Source organism: Oscillatoria sp. FACHB-1407, assembly GCF_014697545.1.
GTDB lineage: Bacteria > Cyanobacteriota > Cyanobacteriia > Elainellales > Elainellaceae > FACHB-1407.
The window spans coordinates 99374-119696 of sequence record NZ_JACJSA010000014.1 but is presented as its reverse complement, the minus strand read 5'-3'; the positions used below and the strand labels follow the sequence as shown (position 1 = coordinate 119696).

Here is a 20323-nt window from a genome sequence, read left to right as displayed (position 1 = left end):
AAGTTGCGCAGGTTTGGAATATTATTGCGATTTTCGGCATCTCCATCTTTCGATAGTCGCTGACGTCTGCCCAAAGGCGTAAATTTACCTCAAGTCTAATTTTCCTCTATTGAGGCTTTTCAATAGCTCGCTTGAATTGCAAAATTACTATGCCCAAAACCGATCGCCCTTCCCTGTTGACAACCCTCCTACCGCTGCTAGGTTATGGAGCAGGACTGATTGGCCTAGCCCAACTCATCCATTCCAACTGTTCCTTTTCTGAAGCTAATCTAGCCGTCTTAGCCGGTGGGGTTGGGGCGATCGGGTTGTTTGGATTGGTCACAACGATACTGAGCCTGACCCGCAGGAATACAACATTTTCACCGTCTACTGCCCTCGATGAACAAGTGACCTCGCTGAGCCACTTGCTCTCCAATACTCATCAACAACTGCAAAACAGCGAAGAACGGTTTCGCACTTCGATCGAGACGATGCTAGATTGCTTTGGCATCTACAGTGCCATTCGAGATGAGCAGGGAAAAATTCTGGATTTCCAAGTCCAGTTTGTCAACCAGGCCGCTTGTCTGAACAATCAACTGAGTGCAGAGGAACAACTGGGCAAGAGGTTGTGTGAACTGTTACCCGCTCATCGCACCAGCGGATTATTTGACGAGTATTGCCAGGTGGTTAAAACGGGACAACCCCTGGTGAAAAATGCTCTGTTCTATGAAGACCAGTACGGGCAGCGTCAACTGATGCGAGCGTTTGATATTCGGGCCGCTAAATTAGGGGATGGGTTTGTTGCCACCTGGCGGGATGTCACTGAGCGGCATCAAGTCGAGGATAAGCTACGATGCAGCGAGGCGCGTCTGCGCTCCATTTTGGAAAACATGCCCGTCATGCTGGATGCGTTTGATGCGACGGGCAACATCATCGCCTGGAACCAGGAATGCGAGCGAGTAACCGGATACACGGCGCAAGAGGTAATTGGTAACTTTGGCATGATGGGGCAACTGTATCCCGATGCTCAATACTGTCAGCAGCAAACCGCGCAATGGAGTCAACAGGGCGATTACTATCGCAACTGGGAATGGGATTTGACCTGTAAGGATGGTCGTGTTCGGACGATCGCCTGGTCAAATATTTCGGCAGAGTTTCCCATTCCCGGATGGGCAAGCTGGGGAATTGGGTTTGATGTCACAGAGCGCAAACAAACGGAGCGAGAACTGGCACAGGCAAACGAGCGGTTTCGTTTGGCAATGGCGGCGATTAATGCAGCCGTGTATGACTGGGATATTGAGCAAGATCAGGTCGATCGCAGTGAAGGAACCAGTCATCTATTTGGATTCCCAACAGAGGCGATCGCACCCAATAGCGAGTGGTGGCTGAATCGGATTCACCCGGAGGATGTGGAAACGACGAGGCAGGCTGTACTGACGGCACTTCAGCAGGGCGATCGCTATAACCTGGAATACCGGGTTCGCAATCAGCAGGACGAGTATGTTGATGTGCAGGATCAGGGCTTAATTTTGCGGGATGTTATGGGTCGAGCCGTGCGGGTGGTCGGCAGCACAACCGATATTAGCAAGCGCAAACGAGCAGAAGCTGCCCTGAGGCAAAGCGAAGCAACCGCACGAGCCAGAGCCGCAGAACTGGAGGCGTTTATGGAAGCCGTTCCTGCGGGGGTTTGGATCGCCCATGACCCTCAATGTCATCACGTGACGCCGAATCGTGCCGCGTGTGAAATGATGCGGCGATCGCCCGACTCCATCATGACAGCCACTCCTGAAACTGGAGAGTATCCGTTCCAGTTCAAGATTCAACAGAATGGTCAGGATGTTGACCCCTACGACTTACCGATGCAACAGGCAGGGCGGACTGGACAAGCTGTCTCTGGTGAATTTGAGTTTGTCTTTGACGATGGAGCGGTTTGCTCGATCTATGGTCGAGCCGTTCCGGTGCGATGCGAGTCTGGCACTGTTCAAGGGGTCATCGGTGCGTTCATTGATATCTCGTCCCTCAAACAAGTCGAGAATGCACTAATCGAGAGCGGGGAACGATTGAGAGAGAGCCAGGAGCGACTTGAATTAGCCCTGGACGCTGCCCGCATTGGTTCCTGGGATTGGAATTTAGCAACTCATGAGGTGGTTTGGACTCCGTACCACGAAATCATTTTGGGCTACGAACCGGGAAATCCCAAACGCACCTACAAAGAATGGCGCGATCGCATCCATCCAGACGATTTACCGGGTACGGAGGCGAGTCTCCAACAGGCAATGGAGGACAAGCAAGACTATGCCTGTGATTACCGCGTAGTCTGGGCAGATGGCAGTATTCACTGGATTTCGTCCTATGGTCGGTTTCATTACGACAGCAACGAACAACCGACTCGCATGTTGGGAATGTTGTTTGATATTACCGATCGCAAACAAACGGAAGCGGCTTTGCAAGAGAGTGAATTAAAGTTCCGTACTCTAGCAGATACGATGCCCCAACTTTTCTGGGTAGTGCGCTCTGACACATATCACGAATATTGCAATCAGCGTTGGTGTGAATATACGGGTCTATCTCTGGAACAAGCCCAAAGAGAGGGGGTGGAGCCAATTATCCATCCGGACGATTTAGCCTATACCCTCCAGTCCTTTGATGAGGCTGCAACAGACCGCAGAATGTTTAGAATCGAGCATCGGATTCGTCGAGCGAGTGATGGGGAGTACCGTTGGCACCTGTCACAAGCCTTGCCTCTATATGACCAACAGGGGCAGATGGTGAAATGGTTTGGCTCTTCTACCGATATTCACGATCAGAAATTGTTGATCGAAGAACGGGCAAAAGCATTGGAGCGAGAACGAGCAGCCCGCACAGCACTAGAACGGGCTAGCCGGATGAAAGACGAGTTTTTGGCAGTCGTGTCCCATGAGTTGCGATCGCCCCTCAATGCGATTCTGGGCTGGTCGCGGTTACTCCGTACTCGCAACTTTGACCCACAGAAAACAGAACAAGCCCTAGCTTCGATCGAGCGAAATGCTCAAGCCCAAACTCAATTGATTGAAGATCTGCTCGATATCTCACGCATCATTCGTGGCAAGATTCGGCTAGACTTACGCCCAACTCACCTTATTCCTTGTATTCAGGCGGCAATCGACACGATTCGCCCTGCCGCAACGGCGAAATCCATTGCCCTCTCATTCCATTCAAGTCCAGACACAGATTTAGTTTCTGGTGATCCAGAACGATTACAGCAAATTGTCTGGAATTTGCTCTCAAATGCCGTTAAATTTACACCCGCCGGGGGAAAGGTCGATATTCAACTGGAGCTTGTGGGGAATGGGGAATGGGGAATGGGGAATGGGATAAAAGCAGTTCACTCCCCACTCCCCACTTCCCACTCCCCAATTTACGCTCAAATTCAAGTCATCGACTCTGGCAAAGGCATCTCTCCAGACTTTTTGCCCTATGTCTTTGAGCGATTCCGACAGGAGGATTCAACAACGACCCGTACACAAGGTGGGTTAGGGTTAGGACTGGCGATCGTGCGAAACTTAGTCGAGTTGCATGGGGGCACCATTCACGTCGATAGCTGTGGGGAAGGACAGGGGACGACCTTTACCGTTCATTTACCACTCCTCACGGCTGCTCTACCGAACCAACCCGTTAGCTATCAGGGGCTTCATCGTCAAACAATCGTTGATACAGTGCTCGATCTATCCAACGTTAATGTATTGATCGTGGATGACGAAAGAGACACACGCGAATTTTTGCAAGCCGCTTTGGAGCAATACGGTGCCAGGGTGATTAGTGCTGCCTCTGCCTCAGCCGCCTGGCAATTGCTGCAAACTCACAAACCTGACATTCTACTAAGTGACGTTGGAATGCCTGATGAAGATGGATTCACGTTTATTCGTCGCATTCGATCGCTGCCACCTGGTCAGGGTGGACGAATTCCGGCGGCTGCCTTGACGGCTTACGCAAGAGAGGGCGATCGCCTGGAGGCATTATCAGCTGGATTCCAAATGCACATCCCCAAACCCATCGAACCGATTCAATTGCTCATGGTCATTATGAGACTGTTAGAGAGCCAAAAAGAGTTGAGCAGTTGATTGCCTGACAAATCGGATGAGCTTGGCGATTGAGATCACAAACTTCGGCGTGCGCTCCGATGAATTGTCGCAGGTAGCCATCAGGGTTATGCTCCTCTAATGGTTCTGACTCTAATGGTTCTGATTAGCTACAGGAGCTGCAAGGGTTCCTTCTCCCAAACCAGCATCGCGCAAACGTTGTGCTCCAATATTGCGGCTGAGCACAGCTAGACCCGCCAGGTGAGCTTGCAATCCTGCTGTGCTCGCACAACAATCAGTCAATACAATTGGCTCAATGCCCTGATCAAATAAATCCATAGCAATTTTTAGAACACACATATCTGTGTCAATTCCTACAACAGCAATCTGCTGAATCTGGTGACGGTTGAGATAATCTGCCAACTCATTTGGTATGCCACATAATCCTGGTTTACTGAAGACACACTGAGATTGGACGTAAGGAGCAAGCTCGGTTGCTAAATCTGTCTCAGGTGCCTCATGACAACCATCCCACTTCAAAAGATGAGTGTAGGGACTATCAGGTGAATTGATAAAGCGAGTAAACAATATAGGTGAGTAAGTTTCCTGCTCAATTAAACGAACTACTCGTCGGGGAATGTGATGAGTAAAGTCATTCATAAAGCCTGTTTGTACATCAACAATCAGTAAAGGGAGCGTCATAAAAATCTAAGTCAGGTGTTCGGGTTTACCATGAATGATCCTTGGTATAAGGCTTAGTGCCGTTTCTTAAAATCCTGCTTGAGAGCTAATCTAACCTGAGTTCGGATGAGAATCGTGGCGGTTATAGCTGTCGCCACTTCATTCAGGATCTACCGTGTATATAGATCTTTGTTTCTTCACTTCCACAATCCAGAGCAACTGGTAATCTAACAACAAAGGTTGTCCCCTGCCCTTCTCCTGCACTTTCCGCATGAATGGTGCCGTTATGAAGTGCGACAATATGATGGGCGATCGCCAGTCCAATTCCCACTCCGCCAGGGGTATGACGACTGGGTACTTCGGCTTGAGTAAAGCGATCGAACACATAGGGCAGAAAATCAGGATGGATACCAATTCCGGTGTCGCTAATTGCAATTCGGACATAATTTGTCATGAGTCCTTTGTCATTAGTTATTTGGTCTTCTACCAACGACGAATGACCCGTGACCCATGACAATCCAATTTCAACCCTTCCATCTTTGGGCGTAAATTTAATGGCATTTTCTAGCAAGTTAGCAATGACTTGTTTGAGGCGATCGCCATCGGCAACAACATTAGTCGGCACTTCATCCGATATGGTTTCAACGAGTTGCAGGTGCTTTGCCTGAGCTGCTGCACGGAATGTTGCCGTCACATTTCGTACCAGCGAAGCTAAATCGACGACTTGAGACTTCAGGCGCAGCTTCCCAGAGAGAATGCTGGCTACATCCAGCAAGTCCTTGATCAGTTTTGCTTCAATGGTGGCGTTACGTTCGATTGTGGCTAATGCTCGTGCCAGCGTATCAGGGTCAAAGGATTTGGTTTGTAGAAATCGTGCCCAACCGAGAATCGTTGCCAGGGGGGATTGCAGTTCATGAGTGACTGTCATGAGAAACTCATTTTTAAAGCGATTTGACGATAACTCTTGGCGTAGCTGTGACATTTGCAGTTGAGTTTCGACTCTTGCCATCAACTCACGAGCGAAAAAGGGTTTGATCAGGTAGTCATCTGCTCCTGCTTCTAGTCCTTCGACGGTTGCTTCTTCACCTGCTCGTGCCGACAACAGAATAACTGGAATACTTTGAGTGGTAGGGTCTGCCCGCAGTGCATTGAGCAGTTGAAAGCCATCCATCTCTGGCATCATGACATCGGTCAGTATCAGATCGGGAAGTTGCCGTTGGATCATCTCAAGGGCGATCGCCCCATTTGCAGCCGTTTCAACCTGCCATCGTTGGGTTAAGAGCCGCTTCAGGTAGTCTCGCATGTCAGCATTATCATCCACCAGCAAAATTCGACTGGATGTGGATAAGGGAACAGGTGAGTGAGTTGGTCTGGAGGGTTGATCGGAAGTAAGGCGTGAAGAGTTGGAAGTAGGGGTTGATCTTCCCCCATTTCCCATTCCCCATTCCCCGTGCCCTTCTTGAGGTAGCCACCGCAACGCTTCCTCCACATAGGGTGATGCTCTCATTGCGGTTGAGTGTAGAGGCAGGTTTGCCATACTGTTTTGCGATCGCCCGGTGGCATCTTGGTTAAACTCACCCATGCCTGTCCCAATCTGTTCAGTAGACAGATGCGCACAGCCCATGGGAATGAACACGCGAAAGCAACTGCCTTCCCCTTCAACACTGCTCACCTGAACCGTGCCACCGTGCAGTTTGACCAATTCCTGCACGAGAGATAAACCAATCCCTGAACCCTCAATGCTACGTCCTTGCGCTCCTTTGACTCGGTAGAACTGCTCAAATAGATGTCCAATTTCTGTGGTTGGAATGCCAATGCCTGTGTCGCGAACTTCAAGAATAGCGTAGGGGGAGAGGGGTAGAGGCAGAGAGGGGGACTCCGCCACTCCACCACTCCGCCACTCCTCTACTCTCAAGCTCACCTGAATCTCACCCATCAACGTGAATTTGAAAGCGTTTGAGATTAGATTGAAAACAATCTTTTCCCACATCTCCCGATCAACATACACTGGCTCAGGCAAGGGAGGACAATCCACCACAAAGCGCAACTTTGCCTGTTCAATCGCAGAACGAAAAACACTGGCTAACTCTGCGGTCAAGGTTGCCAGATCGGTGGGTTCATAAACGGCAGAGATGGGTTGCGAAGCAGTTCCCCTTTCGGGGTAAACGCTCTCAATGCGGGAGAAATCGAGGAGTGTGTTCACCAACTTTAATAGGCGCAAGCCATTGCGGTGTGCAAGTTGGAGCTGTTGTTTTAGGGTCGAGGGGTCGAGGGGTAAAGGGGTGGGGGGATCATCGTTCACTCCTTCACTCTCCCATGTCTTTAAACTGACTAACGCATCCTCCAACGGTCCCAGCAGCAGGGTGAGCGGCGTACGAAATTCGTGGGACACATTGCTGAAGAAGGTCGTTTTGGCGCGATCGAGTTCTGCTAACACCTCAGCCCGTTTGCGTTCTTGTTCATAGATATAGGCATTGGCGATCGCCGTGGTTACGGCTTTTCCCAGCAGCGTGTAAAACGTTTGATAGGGCTCATCTAAGGTTCGCCGAGAACTGACCCCAGCAACAAACACGCCCCAGGGATGGGCTAACCCTGGTAAGGCGATCGGCACGACGATGGCAGACTTAGGCGATTCTGGATAAGGACCACACTCCAATGAACCGAACTGTTGGTCTAAATCATCCATCTGTCGGGCTTGACCCAATGCCCCCTGAGCCGCCGCAGTCTGCATCACATCTGCGAGTGCCCAGAGGTCTGGCGATGCCCCTAAATTAACGGTTGTCGGACAGGCAGCACCGCCTGGCTTCAGTCCAGTGGTGCCCATGAGATGCGCCTGGTTGCTATCCGGATCAAATTGATAGAACAGCGTGAAGGGCAGATCAAGGTCATGATCCGCAAGAGCTTCAGCACTCAAACGACACGCCTCCGCGATCGTCCTGGTATTGGCCGTATGTTCTATCAGGTCACGCAAAACCTTGAGCCGTCGCTCTGCCAGGGTTTGCTGGGTGATCTCTGTAACCGGATGAAATACGCCACCTACACCTCCCGTTTCATCGCGGATAGGGCTAAGAGAGAAGGTGAAAAAGGCTTCCTCTAGATAACCGTTGCGATCGAGAAACATCCGACAGTTTTCGATGAAGGCAGTTTCTCCGGCGATCGCGCTTTCATACGGTTCTCCAACGGCATCCCAGGCAGATAGCCAACACTCTTTATAGTCCTGCCCCATGGAGTGAGGGTGCTTATCCCCACAAATAGGCCAATAGCCATCGTTGTAAATCTGAACGCGCCCCGGGCCCCAAATGATGTTAATCGGAAAGTTTGAGGCAAGACAGAGGTTGACCGTCGTCCGTAAACTGGGTGACCACCCTTCGATCGGACCGAGTGGGGTCTGCGACCAGTCCATTGAGCGAATCAACTTGCCCATTTCACCGCCACTCGCGAGCCAGTCAGCAGCAACAGATTTCCCGTTCTCGCTCATATCCGTTCTCCTGCCTTGAACTGAAAGCTGCCGACTGGCAGCAGTGCTGAATTGCGCTAGACTGCTTCCAAGTTTAATCTTACAAATTTTGCTTTTAAGAGATTTCCAGGAAACAAAATATAGCCGTAGCTACAAGAGCAAAACTGACCTGCGTCGGTTCGACAAACCTTGATTTTCTGTAGTTCGCGCAGGCGGACTTCACTCCCATAGCCGTAAATTGATTCGCCAGGTGTTTAATCCGAATTGACGTTGGGTTAGAACGGGATGTAGGGGTGGAACCCCTGGCTGGGAGCACCCTCTGCCCTAAATGAAGTGGCGATAGCTATACCTGTAAGGGCTTTTCGTGAAACGCCTCTACCAAAACCCGATTGGTAGATTCTTGCTCATACCAAATTCAATTGTGAGCAAGGCAAATGTCGCTAGGGGCGGGTTTTGCAGATAAATTCTTGGGTTTGCCGTCAGTAAATCGCAAAACCCGCCCCCACAAGCGTCTGCATTTGCACTAGAAACTATATTAAATCGGTATCAGAAATCTCAACGAGAAGCCTGGTTAGCTAATTGAGCGACCATCTCAACCCACTCGCCGGGTTGAACCAGCTTATATAAATGTGCCTCAAACCCAGCTTGCAGGGACTTTTCCCGGTCTTCATCGAGATAAGCCGTAATCGCAGCAGCAGGAAGATGCCCTCCCTTCTCCGCTTCGAGCGCGCGAATTTGCCGAATTAAGTGATAGCCGTTTTCACCCGGCATCCGAATGTCGCTGAGCAAAACGTCTGGACGAAATCGTTCTAATTCTTCTAACGCTGCCGTCGCACTTGCCACTGCCCTGACTCCGATGCCGTGTGTTTCTAAAACAGCAGTAATAAATTCACGAATATCTGCTTCGTCATCTACCACAAGCACCTGTAAGCCGTCGAGGGACTCAGGCAACGGCGACCTAGGTAGATCTGTAGGAACAACGTCTAGAAGTGAGCGTTGCAGGGGATCGACCGACGTTCTCTCGGTAACCGAAGCAGTACCTTGAGATTGGCTCAAGTTGTACACCCCCATTCGCAGATGTTCAGTCTGTCCATCTCTGTTACGGGCGATCGCCACATGCACTTCAGCCACAATGGGTTCACAATCACGAGGACACAAGCTCATACGCCAGATTTGCGTGCCCGCCCTGTGAGACAGTTGGTTGAGGTGAGCCTGAAAAGTAGCCCAGTTGCCTCGCCGTTCTCTAAAGGGATCATCGCTCTCCCTCACAAAACCAGCTAGAGATTTTCCGATCAGGTAACTGGAAGAGACGTTCAGGAGTTGAGCGATCGCCTGATTCGCCTCTAAAATCACACCGTTGGCATCGGTCACTAAGGAGGCGATCGGGAAAAACTGAAACAAGTCCTGATAATATTGCTTCTGCTGAAGCAGTTCCTCCTGTAGAACCTCGGCTGCTTCTGAGTTCGCCTGCATCTGCTCGTAGGTTACTTGCAAATCCTCAAGTGCTGCATCAATTGCTTCCCAATCAGGGGGGCTGTCTTCTTGCAGAGCCATAATCTGCTGTTTGATGCGCTGAAAATGATATTCAATCTGTCCATCACTCATATCACAAATGCCACTTGTTAATCATTCTTATCCGCTGGCAACCTTCCAGGCATCTGCTCCAAGAGTTTTCATGTTAAAAGCAGCACGGAAAAGCTCTAACAGAATAGTCCTTCTTGCATCTAATCGATCGTCAAGGAACTATAGTAACTCTAACCGTTAAATGGCGCAGCAGAAATCGACTTTAAGTCCAATCTATACCGTGGGCATGATTGAGAACTGCTCTACCATTTCTATACATTAGGGTTACCCATCCATACGTCTACAAGAACAGTTCGCAACTGCCCTTACTCCGTCAATTGTTTTACTTTGCGAGGACCGTTGCCCCTATGAATTGGGACTGAAACCCAATGGAATCACTATTGGGTCGATGGCGAAACCGTTCGTTCAATTGGTTATTTCAGCAATGAACCCGTTATCCCTCACGTTCAGTTGCTTCCCTACGTGGCTGTGATGGTCACGCATGGTGAATTTAACGGAGTTCAGATCGCTTTCGCGAATGGGGGTTCCCGTGTTGAGAGCTTAGTCTCAAACTACGGTGTGCTGGCAGACAGCAGAGAATCCAGGCGGGTGGCGTACCCTGTCAGTTCTACATAACCTTCCCCTTGAATCGGTTGGTCTTGAATCGTGCCTTTGAAAGCAGTTGCCCCTTCCCAGTAGGTTGCAGTGGAGGTATTGAGTTCCTGATCAGAGAGGAGCGATCGCCCCTCTAAAACAAGCTTTAAGCGAGGAATGTGAATCTGCCACTGAGCCGGATAAGCCGCTTTACTGCGGGGGCTTTTCCAGGTGTTGAGGACGTTGATCGTCCAATCGTCGGGCGTGAGATGGGTCGTCTCTCCTGATGGGGAAACAAACGTGCCTGCGGAGGTCACTTCAGGGGTGCCATCTTCGTGACGCAATTGATACAGCATCAGGGCAGAGCCATCATCCAGTTCGATGGAGAACCAATCCCAGCCGACCGTCCCTGCTGTTAAGGCACTTGTTGAATATTCGTGATCTTTCCAGGTTTTGCCCCGTACCGCAAAAGATTCTCCCTTGACGGTGATGGTTCCAGTGGTAGGCTGTTGCACCAGAGAGTAGTAGTACGACGCATTTCCCGGTTCCAGTCCCTTAACGCTCAAGCCGCGATCGCCCTGCAAAACGGGAGGGCGAGTTTGCTGAACCGTGAGATCAATGGCTACATCCTCAGATTGGGCTTGCAGTCGCACAACTCCGGCTTCCAGTTCGGTTGCCGACCAGTCGTTTAACCAGACGCGGTAAGGGGTTGCCTCTGCTCCGGCTAACCCAATCACATTACGGCTAAACCGCTCATCGGGATAGAAGCCTTCCCCTTCAATGTCGCTCACCGTGAAGTGAGCAGAGTAAATCTGGTTCGTGCGCCAACCCGATCGCGTGGATTCTGCCGCTACGGTAGGAGAAATCGCCTGTCGGAAGAAGGTAAGTTGAAAGCCAAACGGTCTGCCTTCGTCAGTTTCTAAGTTGCCCGTGTAGTACCACCATTCTGTCTGGTAGTCGTTGTGGGAACCGAAATCTTCTGGGAAGTGCCAGTCCTGAACGGCGATCGCTTTCCGATATTCCCCACTGGAGGCGGGTAACTCCTGCCAGGTAACGGAATTGGCGGCGATCGCAGGAGATGGAAGCATTACCAATAATCCACAAACCAGAAAGAGGAATAGAGTAACGCGAAGAATCGCTGTTTTTACCCCCCTAGCCCCCCAATTCTGGGGGGAACTGAAGCCAAAGCCCCTCAAAGGAGGATTTAGGGGGCTAACAAGGCTGGAGCTAAAGTCCCCCAACTTTGGGGGATTTAGGGGGCTGCTAACTTTGGGCTGCGTAACGTATGCATCAGCAAAAGACTCTAATAAAGACAGCATTCTTGATCTCCTCACTCCTGTCTCAAAGCAGTAGCAATGTTCATGCGTCCCAACCGGAGAGCGGGATAGATGCCTGCCAGTAACGCGGCGGCGATCGCCACCAGCCACGCCTGCCAGAAATAGCGGGCTTCCAGTGCCATTTGCAGTGTCCAGCCAAAGGAACGAACGTTGATGACGTAGATCAAAATCCAGGCGAGAACAAACCCCAGCGGCATCGCGAAAACTCCTGCCAGTGTGCCCATCAGTCCAGTTTCTAGCAGGGTGAGCCGTCCTAACTGGTTGGGTGTCATGCCTGTGGCGCGGAGGATACCCAGTTCTCGCGTCCGTTCCAGTTGCAGACTCATTAACGTGCTGAGAACGCCAATGAAGGCGACCACGACTGACAGTAATTGGAGTGCGCCAGTAATGGCAAAGGTGCGATCGAAAATCTCTAATGACCCCTGCCGCAAACTGCGGTTAGATTGCACCAGCAGATCCTGTCGTCCCTGGAATTGCGATCGAATGTCCTGCGCCATTGACTCCACATCCACATTGGGTTGAGTGAACAATCCCAGAGAAGCGATGCGATCGTCCTGCCACAGGTTCATATAAACGTTGTCATCTAGAATGATCGTGCCGCGATCGGAGGAATAGTCGTAGAAAACGGCTAACACCGGGAAGGTGCGATCGCCCACTGGCGTTTCTAACGTGATCGTTTTGGGTGGAGCAGGTAGATTGTCCCGACGGATCAGAGCTTCGGAGATGATCACGCCTTCTCCTGCATCGAGAGCGTTCCAGGGATCGGGTTCCAGACCGGGACGAATCCAGGCGTAGGGACGTTTACCTTGCGATACATCGCCATCGGCTGAGATCAGCTTGGCATCCCGCTCAAAGTCCACCACGCGCACATCGGCATCGTTGTAACTCACCGCAAACCGCAGCCCTTCCCACTGCTTCAGGGCATCTACTACTTGAGGATCGAGCTTACCCAAAACGCGATTTGCCGTTGTGGTAGGCGGTGAAACGTAAATATCCGCCTGGAGGGTCTGATCCAGCCATTGCACCACCGTTCCCCGGAACGACCCAATCATTACCGACACGCCCACAATCACCGACACCGACACCATCAAAGCTGCGATCGCCACCGAAGTTCGACTGAGCGATCGCAGAATGTCACGCGGAGCCAATCGCCCCACCACGCCAAACAGACGATAGCCCACCGGAGCGAGAACCTGCATCAACAGCGAAATCGCAGGGGGAACCAGCAAAGCGGCTCCCAACAAGACAGCAAACAGTCCTGCGAAAGCAGCGACCAGCCCACCAGACGACCACCGCAAAAGGGCAACTCCAGCTAAGGAGAACCCAATCCAGCTAACAGTCAACAGCGGCAAAAGCTTTTGGACTTTGCCTTCTAACGTCGATCGCTGCAAGGTCAGCGTGGGTGTAGTACTCATCGCTTCCAGGGCAGGTAACGCAGACGCAAACAGAGCGGCAGCAACTCCGATAATCAAACCTTTGGCGATCGTGGCATTCGACAGCGTAACTTGCTGAACGGAAACCACAAAGTAAAAGTCATTAATCGTTTGAGTGATCAATCCCACAATGCTGCGCCCCAACACAATCCCCAAACCCACGCCCAACAGGGAACCGATGACGCTAAACAGTGCGGCTTCTCCCAAAATCAGGGCAAATAACTGCCCCTGAGTGGCTCCAATACAGCGCAGAATCCCGAATAGGGGGCGACGCTGCACCACGCTAAAGGTGACGGTGTTATAGATCAAAAACATCCCGACTACCAGTGCCAGCAGACTCAACGCCGTTAGATTTAGCTCAAAGGCAGCCGTCATTTGCTGCACCGCATTTTTTTGAGCTTCAGCCGTTTCAAGCTTTAAGCCAGAGGGCAGGGCAGTCTTGATTGCGTCTATTTCTGTGGGGGAATGGGCGATCGCATCAATGTAGCTCAACCTGCCCACCTGTCCCAATAGTTCTTGAGCAGTGGCAATGTCAGCGAATAGTAAGGTACTCAGGGCGCGACGGTTGAGGGTATCGTCGGTCTGGACGAGGGCAATTACGGTGACGGTTCGGTGCTGTCCGGCGATGTCGAGATGCAACGGATCGCCCAGCTTCACTCCGTACTGAGTCGCCACATCTTGAGAGAGGACGATCGCCTCAGGATTGGTGAGTAACTGCACCGAAGCGGCATCTAAACTTTCCCCCTCGGCTCCAAAATAGTTGCGAAACGGGGATTCTGCCAGCACATCCACTCCCACCAGGCGCATTGGCTGAGATCCCAACTCATCTACCAGCACGTAGCCCTCCACAATCGGCGCGAGGGGAATGCTGGGAGCCGTCCGGTGCAGGTCAGTGTAAACGGTTTCGGGAATCCCTGTCGGGGCGATCGCTTCAATCCGATGGGTGGCGCGTCCCGTAATCGCATCCGTTGAGAGGGCAAAGGCGCGTTGAGCAGACCCATTCGCCAGATCGATCGACACCATCATAGCAACGCCCAACGCAATCCCCAGAATGCAGAGGAGGTACTGTAAGGGACGCTGCCGCAACCGTTGCCAAGCTAATCGCCAGAGGGGTGCATTAGAAACGGTTGTCAAAACTTTTGTCATGCCACCACTTCCTCTGCCAGGTCGGGATGTACAATGACAGGAATTAAGTTGCCATCCTGAACGCGCAAAACGCGATCGGCATGACGGGCAATATCAGGATTATGAGTTGCCATAATCAGCGTTTTGTGGGTGTTGCGCGTCAGGTTCAAAAGCAGTTCCAGCACCCGATCGCCCGTTTCTTCATCCAGGTTGCCCGTCGGCTCATCCGCCAGAATCACTTGGGGATCATGGGCTAAGGCACGCGCGATCGCCACTCGCTGCTGCTGTCCGCCCGACAGCTTATCGGGGTAGGTATCGAGGCGATCGCCCAACCCCACCTGATTGAGCAATGCCAGAGCCGATTGACGGGCAGCAGCAGGAGACTTTCCGGCTAACTCCTGCGGCAACGTCACGTTTTCCAGGACGGTGAGGGTGGGAATCAGGTTGAAGAACTGAAAGACAAACCCGACGCGATCGCGGCGAAACAGCGTGCGGGACTTTTCATCTAAATCGGTAATATCAAGGTCATTGATCCGAATCGTGCCAGAAGACGGCTGATCAATACCGCTAATCAGGTTGAGCAGTGTACTCTTTCCACTGCCACTGTTCCCCAACAGCACGACAAATTCCCCCGGTTCAAACTGCAAACTAACGCGATTGAGCACCATGCGCTTCACATCGCCTTCCTGAAACTCTTTGCAAAGATCCGTTAGCTCAACTCTGCCACCCTGCCCAGAAGGGGATGAGGATGCGATCGCTGTTGCAGATTGAGCGGATCTGAATAGACCAGACCACCACGAACTTGCTGCCATAGGAACACCGTTACTAGACCTTATAAGTGAGCCTTCATGAGAAAACCCTTAAAAAATCTTAACGTAGATTGTTAAATCGGAACGTCCTTTGGCTGAGTAAGTAACCTGATACCGATTTAAAAAGTTTTGCGAACAAATCAGAGTTACGGAGGGGTTTGGCAGTGCCAAACCCGTACAAGCATGCGTCGCCTTTTCAATTCAAATTGGTATGAGTTCGGAATACCCGGTGTGGCATCAAAATTCTGATTGGCAAATGGGTTGTATCACTTCGCACCACCTAGCAATCCTATTTGATTTGTAAGAACGTGGGGCGTATTACCCCTCCTTAAGGCGTGAAGACCTATATTCATCGCTAATCAGGACACAATTTGCTCTAGATGGGCTACTGTGATACGAACTACTCAAATCTCAAATCTTTGTGATTCAATGTCAGCAATCCAAGAAACGTTTCTAGAAATCGAATGGGGCGGTGAAGAGGAAGCTCGTCAAGCACGTGACCAAAGAGCAGCCCAACTACAAGAGCAAGGTCTGGTTTGTACCTGCGAAAACCTCTACAACGTCTATGGCTATCGGGTCTTTACGCTAGAGGCAACTGAGGCAACCCCGATTGAAATGAGTTCTGCTCCAGGTCGCGATGCCAAGCAGATTTCACTTCGAGGCGATCGCCCCCCTTCTCGTGCCAATCGAGATGGTCGCCCAGTTCGCAAGTTTGATCGCCGCTAATGCTCCGAGTTCAAGCAATTGCAGGATGAGCAGGATGAACGGTTTCGCTACGGTCGTAGGTAAAGAAATCGTTCATCTTTAACTCCCTTTAATCGATCTGTCATTGGTTAATCTGTAATCAACCTTTTTCCACACGCTCTTCGCCAACAAACCTCATACAAACCTGGTTTCCAAGCAATGATATGGCAGCACCTTCTTATTGAACCAACTGGCATCAGGAACTAAAACAATGGCGGCGTTTCAACTTGTTTTGAAACGCCGCCATCCTGTTTGTCTCTCGCTTCTCCCCGGCTTTAGCAGTACCGCAGGTGAGCATAGCCGCGATCGCTGATCCCAAGATCATCGTTCATGTGTCGCTTAGAAACCTCTCGCAGAACTTGTTGCCAAAACGGCGCGAAGGTCATAGCGGTCAAGATTCATCACCTTGTCCCATACCGCCACAAAGTCATTCACAAACTTCTGCTGTGAGTCCACACTGCCGTAGACTTCCGCCAGGGCACGAAGCTGGGAGTTTGAGCCGAAGATGAGGTCAACACGGGTGGCAGTCCACTTGGGTTGACCCGTTTTGCGATCGCTTCCCTCAAACTCATATTCCTCTTCAGAAGTTGCCTTCCACGTCGTGCCCAGGTCGAGCAGGTTCACGAAGAAGTCATTGGTCAACGTCTCTGGGCGGTGGGTGAAGACGCCGTGCTTAGACCCTCCAAAGTTTGCCCCCAGGACGCGCAAGCCACCCAGGAGAGCCGTCATTTGAGGGGCGGAGAGGGACAGTAGCTGCGCCCGATCCACCAGCAGTTCTTCGAGCGATTCGCTGTGTCTGCCGCTGGTGTAGTTGCGGAACCCGTCTGCCGTTGGCTCCAGCACTGCAAAGGACTCGACATCGGTTTTCTCCTGCAACGCATCGGTGCGTCCCGGCTTGAAGGGAACCGTCACCTCGTGACCGGCATTCTTCGCGGCTTGCTCGATGGCTGCACAGCCACCCAGAACAATCAGGTCGGCGATCGAAACCCGCTTTCCGCCCGACTGCGAATTATTGAACTCCTGTTGAATTCCCTCCAGGGTTTGCAGCACCGTTGCCAACTGCTGTGGCTGGTTAACTTCCCAATCCTTTTGCGGCGCAAGACGAATACGTGCCCCGTTCGCACCACCCCGCATATCGGAGCAGCGGAATGTGGATGCCGATGCCCAGGCGGTTGAAACCAGTTGGGACACAGACAGCCCCGACGCAAGAATCTTAGCTTTGAGGGCGGCAATGTCCTGCTCATCAATCAACTCATGATCGACAGCGGGGATGGGGTCTTGCCATAGGAACTCTTCCTGGGGAACCTCTGGACCGAGATAACGTGCGCGAGGTCCCATGTCACGATGGGTCAGCTTAAACCACGCCTTGGCAAACGCTTCAGCAAATTCATCGGGGTGCTCAAGGTAATGCCGCGCGATCGGGTTATAGATGGGATCTATCTTCATCGCCATGTCTGCTGTGGTCATCATTGGAGCGTGCCGTTTTGATGGATCGTGGGCATCGGGCACCGTACCCGCGCCTGCGTCACCCTTGGGCTTCCATTGCCACGCGCCAGCAGGGCTCTTCGTTAGTTCCCAGTCATATTTGAACAGGGTTTCGAGATAGCTGTTATCCCACTGGGTTGGCGTGGGAGTCCATGCGCCTTCGATGCCGCTGGTAATCGCATCGACGCCAACTCCTGTGTTGTAGGCGTTCTTCCAGCCAAGACCCTGATCGATGATGGTGGCACCCCCCGGCTCAGGACCTACGTGTGTCGCCTCACCCGCACCGTGACACTTGCCAAAGGTATGCCCACCCGCCGTGAGCGCGACCGTTTCGGCATCGTTCATCGCCATCCGACCAAACGTTTCACGAATATCGCGCCCTGAGCCGATTGGATCAGGCTCACCGTCTGGTCCTTCTGGGTTTACGTAGATCAGACCCATCTGAACGGCAGCGAGAGGGTTTAAGAGGACGCGATCGCCCTCATAACGCTCATTCCCCAACCAGGCTTTCTCAGATCCCCAATAAATATCTTCTTCGGGTTGCCAAACATCCACGCGCCCGCCAGCAAAGCCCAATGTCTTGAAACCCATCGATTCCAAAGCGCAGTTACCTGCAAAGATCATCAGGTCAGCCCACGAAATTTTCTTGCCGTACTTCTGCTTAATGGGCCACAGCAACATGCGTGCCTTATCGAGGTTGGCATTGTCGGGCCAACTGTTGAGCGGTTCAAATCGCTGGCTCCCCGAACCCGCACCACCGCGACCATCGCCAATGCGATAGGTGCCTGCGCTGTGCCATGCCATCCGAATGAAGAGCGGACCATAGTGACCGTAATCGGCTGGCCACCAGTCCTGAGAGGTGGTCATTAGCTCATAGATATCTGCTCTCAGGGCAGCTAAGTCGAGCGTCTTGAACTCCTCAGCGTAGTTAAAATCCTCCCCCATAGGATTAGCCTGGGGCGTATGCTGGTGGAGGATGTTCAGATTCAAATAATTCGGCCACCACTCTCGGTTGGATGGCACATGACGAGGCTGAGATTTCTGACCACCCGTAAATGGGCATCCACTTCCGCTGCTCATAAATATTTTCCTATCGAAGTATGTGGGTAGGTTTTTTGATCAACTGCGGTTATTGCAAACAAATAACACAGGTGTAATTACTGGGATAATCGATGAGAAATATAATCGAAAGGAAATATAATCAACGTTATGATTTGAAACAATTGGTTATATCGATAGCCTCAGCACAAGTGTCTACAGGCATACATAATTCATGAGATAAAAATGTTAGCTGTGACCTTATAGGTTTGGTATTACATTGAGAGAAATTACATAAGTCTTGAAAGGTAACTTATGTCTCCTAATTTGTAGTTACAAGAGTTGGTAAAGGTTACTGTAAAAGATCTCAAAGTGATTTACCTTCTATTAACAAGGTGTTGATAAAAGTCAATAAACCGTGTGATGGGTGTCAATCGATTAGTAGGTAAGAGTGTGAATTAAACAGACGCTGTTCTGACTTCGGTAGTCCTAATTTAGAAAAGACTGGGGACTAATAGAGTGAGAGTGAAAGGGTGAGAGAGTGGACATTTCACACCCCCCTGTCCTCCCATCATCCTTCCCTTCAGAGCACTACCCAACGTCTATCTTACAAGTGAACTTTTTATTGGAGACTCAATTGCAACGGCGATCCTACAAATGGCGATCGCACAAATATAGAATGGCATGACCCCTTCTGTCTCATGTCGATCCCCTTGCACGATACCTTCTAATTCATCCTTGTCTAGTACAGCAAAAAATAAGTTTTGAAAGGGGTGAAGGGGTTCCACCCCTTCTTGGGGGCGAAGCTCCCAAACCCCCTACATTGCAGAACTTTGTGTTCGCAACACTAGTTGAGCCAGTTCAAATCAACAGATGGCATAGACGAATATCTGCTGCATCTCCTAGTGCCGAGAATAAGGTTCGCTCATGTTGCACATCAGAAGTTGATTTTCAGATATCTGCTGTGATACTTGAATACTGTTCCAGAACTGAACAATCTGTTCACTCACCTTTTCTGAATAGAAGTAGTGAAAGAAATAACGCCCACCTGGGCAAACCCAAAGACGAGATACTGAATGATGTAGATATTGTTGCCACCCCCGAAGCTGATTGGGATCAATGACAGTATCGTTCACGCTACCGCAGACTAGCAGTGGAATCTCAACGGATATTGGTAATAAACTCATCGATCGCACCAGACTGTGGGGTGAAAGGGACTGATACAAATCTTGCTCTAAAAGTTTCATCAATGTCTGTGTAGTATCTTTTGGTGAGCATCCCACTAAGGCATATACCATCTGTCGTAAAAGTGTTTTTTGATCACAGGGTAGTAATCGACGTTGAGCATAGTAGTGTGACTGCCAATCGATTGCAGGATTGACTCCGACCGAGAGTAAGGTGAGCGATCGCACTCGTTCGGGATGTTGACGTGCATAGAGCAACCCTAGCAACCCACCTGTGCTGTGTCCCAGTAAGTGAATTGGGCGATCGCGATGTTTTAAGTAATCATGCAGTAACACCAATGCCGTGTCTAAAGAAGTCGGTTCATCAAGGTTTTGAGAATATTCCCATTGGGCGATCGCGGTGGATTGAGCGAGGTTTTTGAGGAGGGGGCGATCGAAGCCCTTTAAAGCAGGACTCACGTTTAACCAGACGGCATCGGCAATATGAGACATCAGGGTATTTCCTTGTTAAAGATTTCGTATTACGAAGAAGGGATAGATATCAACCACCTATCCGCTATCACCCACACCAAGACCCAATGTTGCCAGTGGGGTAACAGAATCAGTCCTGGCTTACCTATTGGTCAAGTAGGGGCAACCCAGAAAGTTTCGTATAGCGTGAATGCCCCTGCCCAAAAGGTGATGAGTGCAGCCTGGGCAACATGAGCTGCAATGAATAAGCCAGAAAGGTTGGCAAAGCGGGCGTTTCCTGCCCACCAGCCATACTTTACGGTTGGATTGTCGTAAGTTTGCATAGATCAAGAATTAGAGAATAGCCTTTGCTTATTGAGAAGTAT

General features: G+C 50.9%; 11 protein-coding genes. 2 read left to right on the top strand and 9 right to left on the bottom strand.

The window, feature by feature from the left end:
• Positions 1-149 precede the first annotated feature (149 nt).
• Positions 150-4079: a hybrid sensor histidine kinase/response regulator gene (locus tag H6G89_RS21625; RefSeq protein WP_190510232.1), complete on the top strand. Its 3930-nt coding sequence runs from the start codon at positions 150-152 to the stop codon at positions 4077-4079.
• 111 nt (positions 4080-4190) lie between these two features.
• On the opposite strand, the gene H6G89_RS21620 is transcribed toward H6G89_RS21625, so the two are convergent.
• From H6G89_RS21620 to H6G89_RS21595, 6 genes are all read right to left on the bottom strand, one after another.
• Positions 4191-4739, bottom strand: a complete 549-nt coding sequence (locus tag H6G89_RS21620) for a cysteine hydrolase family protein (protein WP_190510230.1) — start codon at positions 4737-4739, stop codon at positions 4191-4193.
• 142 nt (positions 4740-4881) lie between these two features.
• Entirely contained in the window at positions 4882-8196 is a 3315-nt protein-coding gene (locus tag H6G89_RS21615; protein WP_190510228.1) for an ATP-binding response regulator, read from the bottom strand.
• Between the two features lie 534 nt (positions 8197-8730).
• Complete coding sequence (locus tag H6G89_RS21610) at positions 8731-9780, bottom strand: response regulator (protein WP_190510226.1); 1050 nt, start codon at positions 9778-9780, stop codon at positions 8731-8733.
• Positions 9781-10310: 530 nt separating this feature from the next.
• Positions 10311-11420: a lipocalin-like domain-containing protein gene (locus tag H6G89_RS21605; protein ID WP_190510224.1), complete on the bottom strand. Its 1110-nt coding sequence runs from the start codon at positions 11418-11420 to the stop codon at positions 10311-10313.
• Between the two features lie 242 nt (positions 11421-11662).
• Entirely contained in the window at positions 11663-14248 is a 2586-nt protein-coding gene (locus H6G89_RS21600) for an ABC transporter permease (protein ID WP_190510222.1), read from the bottom strand.
• Positions 14245-15039, bottom strand: a complete 795-nt coding sequence (locus H6G89_RS21595) for an ABC transporter ATP-binding protein (RefSeq protein WP_190510220.1) — start codon at positions 15037-15039, stop codon at positions 14245-14247. The genes H6G89_RS21600 and H6G89_RS21595 overlap by 4 nt, the downstream gene beginning before the upstream one ends.
• Before the next feature lie 426 nt (positions 15040-15465).
• Between H6G89_RS21595 and H6G89_RS21590 the strand changes: the two genes are divergently transcribed.
• Entirely contained in the window at positions 15466-15762 is a 297-nt protein-coding gene (locus tag H6G89_RS21590) for a hypothetical protein (RefSeq protein WP_190510218.1), read from the top strand.
• A gap of 357 nt (positions 15763-16119) precedes the next feature.
• Here H6G89_RS21590 and katG read toward each other — a convergent pair whose 3' ends face one another.
• From katG to H6G89_RS21575, 3 genes are all read right to left on the bottom strand, one after another.
• The gene (gene katG, locus H6G89_RS21585; protein WP_190510216.1) at positions 16120-18345 is read right to left on the bottom strand and encodes a catalase/peroxidase HPI; all 2226 of its coding nucleotides are present in this window, start codon (positions 18343-18345) and stop codon (positions 16120-16122) included.
• An 860-nt stretch (positions 18346-19205) separates the two neighbouring features.
• On the bottom strand, positions 19206-19979 hold the full coding sequence (locus tag H6G89_RS21580; protein WP_190510214.1) for an alpha/beta fold hydrolase: 774 nt from the start codon (positions 19977-19979) through the stop codon (positions 19206-19208).
• A gap of 131 nt (positions 19980-20110) precedes the next feature.
• Entirely contained in the window at positions 20111-20281 is a 171-nt protein-coding gene (locus H6G89_RS21575) for a hypothetical protein (RefSeq protein ID WP_242060060.1), read from the bottom strand.
• Positions 20282-20323: the final 42 nt, after the last annotated feature.